Genomic DNA, 4203 nt, shown 5'->3' with positions numbered 1-4203 from the left:
GTGGGTCCTTGGGCTGATCGCGGTCCTGGTTCATTCGTCGCTCCTGGATAGTCGCGGTGCGAGCGCAACGCATGGCTGCACTGCGGCAACGCACGTGCCCGCGTTGTGTCAGGCGGTTGCATGCTCTTGCCGCAGCGTCTGCCGCAGCGCTTGCGGCAAGGGGAGCCTCAGGCGCGAAGTCTTGCGCACCGTGCGGGGCACGAAGCTTGCCGCTGATCGAGTCCCACGACTCACCGCTCGCAAGGAAACACCATGGGACACAGCAGTCTGCTCGGCATCGACGAACACAACCCCACCCCTCGCGGCCATGACACCGAAGCGCTCGGACCGAGCGACAGCTCCGACAGCGGCAGCGACGTCGCCGGCCTCGAGTTCCAGGACGACGACGACCCGGCGATGCCCGCCGACGTGGCGATGCGCGAAGACAGCCAGCGCCCCGAGACCTCGGTCGAATCGGTTGCCCCGGGCCTGGCGAGCGACATGGCCGGCACCGGCGAGCGTCGCAGCGCCGGCGGCGACGGTGGCGCTCGCGAAGCCGCGGACATCTCGCCCGACCGCATCATCGACCCCCGCGCGGGCGAGGACGGCGACGACGAAGACGTGCTGCTGACCGAACGCGTCGACGACCTCGTCAACGTGGCCGACGACAGCGTGGACGGCCCGGACGATCAAGCCGAGGAAGAGGCCGATGACGATGAAGACGATGACAAGGTGCGTCCCGAGTGAGCGCGAGTCGGGAGTGGGAGCCGTCCGCTCCTACTCCTGCACCAGCAAAGTCTGCAAATCCTGCGCTGCCACCGGCTTGACCATATGCGCGTCGAAGCCCGCCTGCAGCGAATGCTTCACGTCCTGCGGTTGTCCGTAGCCCGACACGGCGATCATCCGCCCCGCATGCCCGGCTGCGCGGCTGCGCTTGGCGACTTCGTAGCCGGTGAGGCCGGGCAGGCCGATGTCGACGATCGCCACATCCGGGCGCTGCGCGAGCAGTGCCTCGAGTCCCGCCTGGCCGTCGGTCGCGGTGGTCACGCTGTGGCCGTCGAGCTCGAGCATGGCGCAGAGCGTGCTCAGCGCATCGGCGTTGTCCTCGATCACCAGCACGCGCCGCTCGCGCGTACGCAAGCGGCGCACCGGCACGCTCTGCCACGCGGGGGCCTCGATGGCCGGCAGGCGCACAAGAAACCGGCTGCCGGCGTCGGAGCTTTCGGCGGTGATGCTGCCGCCGTGCAACTCGACCAGCCGTCGCACCAGGGTCAGGCCCACGCCCAGGCCGCCGGCCCGCCGGTCGAGCGTGCGCTCGCCCTGCACGAACAGATCGAAGATGCGCGGCAGCAGCGACGCCGCAATGCCCACGCCGGTGTCGCTCACCTCGAGCACCGCCTCGTCGCCATCGCGCCGCACGGCAAGGCCGATGTGCCCGCCGGCCGGCGTGTACTTGAGAGCGTTGGTCAGCAGGTTGTTGACGATCTGCTCGACGCGCGTCGGGTCGGCATCGATCCACACCTCGGCCAGCGCCAGGGTGACGTGGTGATGAGCCGCGTCGCCGGTGAGTTCGACCGCGCTCGCGTGGCGCTCGACCAGCAGCGCCAGGTTCACGGGGCTGCGCGACAGCAGGATCTTTCCCGAGATGACCCGCCCCACATCGAGCAAGTCGTCCATCAGGCGCGCCAGGTGCCGCGTCTGGCGCGTGATCACGGCGCGCGCGCTGCTGGCGACTTCGGCGCTGGCCTCCACGCGGTGCAGCAGTTCGGCCGCCGAGGTGATGGCCGAGAGCGGGTTGCGCAGTTCATGGCCGAGCATGGCGAGGAATTCGTCCTTGGCACGGTTGGAGGCTTCGGCGGTCTGGCGCGCCGCCTGTTCGCGCTCGACCAGCGCGGCGCGCTCGCGCTCCGACGCCTTCTGCTCGGTCATGTCGAGCGTGATGCCCACCATCTGCAGCGGCTGGCCGTCGCTCGCGTAGCTCATCAGCACGCGGCTGGAGAGCCAACGTTCGCCGCCGCTGGCCAGCGGCACGCGGAACTCGAGCGTCTCGGTCTGCTGGCCGGCGCCAAGCATGCGGCGCAGCGCCTGCTCGACCATCGTGCGATCACCGGCGTCGATGCGCCCGATCCAGGCCGCCAGCGTGCTGGCCACGGGCGCACCCCGAGCCGCCGATTCCACGCCGAACAGCAGCGCCATCCCCGGCGTCCACACCAGCTCGTCGCGGTCGAAACGGTAGTTGAAGAAGCCCACGTGGCCGGCCTGCTGCGCCAGGTCCACCAGGCGCTGGCTGGCGCGCAGCTCGTTGTCGGTGGCCACCAGGCGCGCTTCGGCGAGCTTGCGCTCGCTGATGTCGACCACCGCGCCGAGCGCGCCGCGCGGCCGTCCGTCCGGGTCGGCCAGCGGCACCGCGCTGGCGATGACGAAGGTGCTCGCTCGGCCGGCGACGCGGATCTCCAGCTCCATCGCGCTGACCGTGCGGCCCCGTGCGGCAGCCAGCTGCAGCGGCTGTTCGGAACGCTCCAGCGCGCGACCCTCGTGCATCACCTCCACGTGCGCTGGCTCGATGCCTTGTTGCGGCGGGCCGAGCATCGCGGTCATGGCGGCGTTGTGCATCACCACGCGGCACTGCGGGTCCTGTGCGAACGCCAGGCCGATCGGACTGTTGGCAAACAGCGTCTCGAACTCGTCGGCCTTGGCCTTGAGGAGGCCGCGGGCCAGCTCGTCCTGCCGGCCAGCGTCCACCAGCGCATCGCGCAGCAGCGCGATCTCGTGGACCGCAATGCGCGCCATCGGCGACGCCGCGCCGTGCGTGGCGAGCCGACGCAGCGGCTGGCTGACGCGCCGTGCGAGCCACAGCGCCAAGCTCACGCCGAGCAGCAGGCAGGCGGCGGCGGTGAGGATGGCCCGGGCGATGGCTTCGCGCTGCGCCGCCTCGATGGGCTCGGCGCGCAAGGCCACGGCCACGCCCCAGCCGGCCATTGGCACCGCCTGCCAGGCCACGTAGGAAATGCCGCCATCGAGCGTCTGCATGCGCTCCAGGCCGGTGGGCGAGCGGGCAATGACCTGCGCCGCGTCCGGCGGCATCGCGCTGCCGACAAAGCGCTGCGGCGCGAGGGTGCGCGCAACCAGGCGGTAGCGGCGGTCAAACACGCTCATGAAACCCTGCTGCGGCGGGCCGGCCCGTTCCACCAGGGCCTGCCAGACGGTGGCGTTGATCCAGGCGCCCAGCACGTAGCGCACCGTGCCATCGACCACCACCGGCACCTCGATGGCGGTGGCGTAGCGGCTCATGTGGTGCGGCCCGTTGCTGCGCCCGTCGCCCACCAAGTCCGACACCTGCGGCCTGCCTTGCTCCAGCACGCGCCGAAACAGTGGCGTGGCGGCGCGCCGCTCGCCGAGCCGGGCGTCGGGCGCGGCGGTGTCGAACACCACCGCGCCGTCGAGGTCGATCAGGTAGGCGGTGTCCCAGCTCGCGCGCAAGAGCGAGCGCGCGAGCAAGGCCTGCTTGAAGCCCGCCACGTCGTTGCGCTGAATCGAGTCGAACTGCGCCAGGATCGCCAAGGTGTCGATCGACGACACCAGCTCGCGCTCGACCTCCCGCGCCAGCGCGGCCGCCGCGCGCTGTAGCGAGGTTTCGGTGCGCCGCTGCTGCGTCAGCAGGTCGCTGGCGATCTGCCACGCCATCAACAGCGCGATCGGCACGGTGGCCAGCAGCATCGCGGCAACCAAATAGGTGCGCAGCGTGGCGTGGGGCCACGGCAGGCGGGCCGTGAGTGCCTCGCCTCGTTCGGCCAGGCGGTGGGCGAAGGTGCCAAGGCGCTGGTGCAGGGCGGCAAGCATTCGCATGGTCGGGCGAGGGTAGCCGCCATCTACCGCGCGTCAAGTCCGGTCCGGGGCAGGCGCGTACGGGCACACCGTTTGCTGAATCCATGTTCATGAAGCAGGAAACGTGGCGATGAATCGTGCCCGCCCCGACAAAACCAGCCCCACCGACGCGATGTCCGTGCTGCAGGTCGGCCCTGGCCCGGGGCCGCGGCTCGCGGCCTTCAGCAGCCTCATCACCGGCGGACGCATCGTGAACCTGAAGGACGAGACGCTGGGCAACGTCAGCGACTTCATGATCGATCTGCAGCGCGGTTGCATCGCCTACGCGGTGATGGCCTCGGGCGGCTTCATGGGCATGGGCGAGCGGCTGTTCGCGCTGCCCTGGAAGGCGCTCACACT

3 protein-coding genes are annotated in these 4203 nt (G+C 70.7%); 2 read left to right on the top strand and 1 reads right to left on the bottom strand.

Features of this window, described 5'->3' with window-relative positions; all coding sequences use genetic code 11:
* Window positions 1-252 precede the first annotated feature (252 nt).
* Entirely contained in the window at window positions 253-726 is a 474-nt protein-coding gene (locus RMO12_RS12360) for a hypothetical protein (RefSeq protein ID WP_309639523.1), read from the top strand.
* A gap of 30 nt (window positions 727-756) precedes the next feature.
* On the opposite strand, the gene RMO12_RS12355 is transcribed toward RMO12_RS12360, so the two are convergent.
* A complete protein-coding gene (locus RMO12_RS12355; RefSeq protein WP_309639522.1) occupies window positions 757-3825 on the bottom strand; it encodes an ATP-binding protein in 3069 nt (1022 codons plus the stop codon).
* Window positions 3826-3934: 109 nt separating this feature from the next.
* Between RMO12_RS12355 and RMO12_RS12350 the strand changes: the two genes are divergently transcribed.
* On the top strand, window positions 3935-4203 hold a 269-nt coding region (locus tag RMO12_RS12350; RefSeq protein ID WP_309639521.1), incomplete at its 3' end, for a PRC-barrel domain-containing protein.

Source organism: Methylibium sp. (assembly GCF_031393925.1).
In the GTDB taxonomy this organism is placed as follows: Bacteria; Pseudomonadota; Gammaproteobacteria; order Burkholderiales; family Burkholderiaceae_C; genus Methylibium.
Note: the sequence above shows the minus strand (reverse complement) of the source record. Positions and strands in the feature narration are given on the sequence as shown.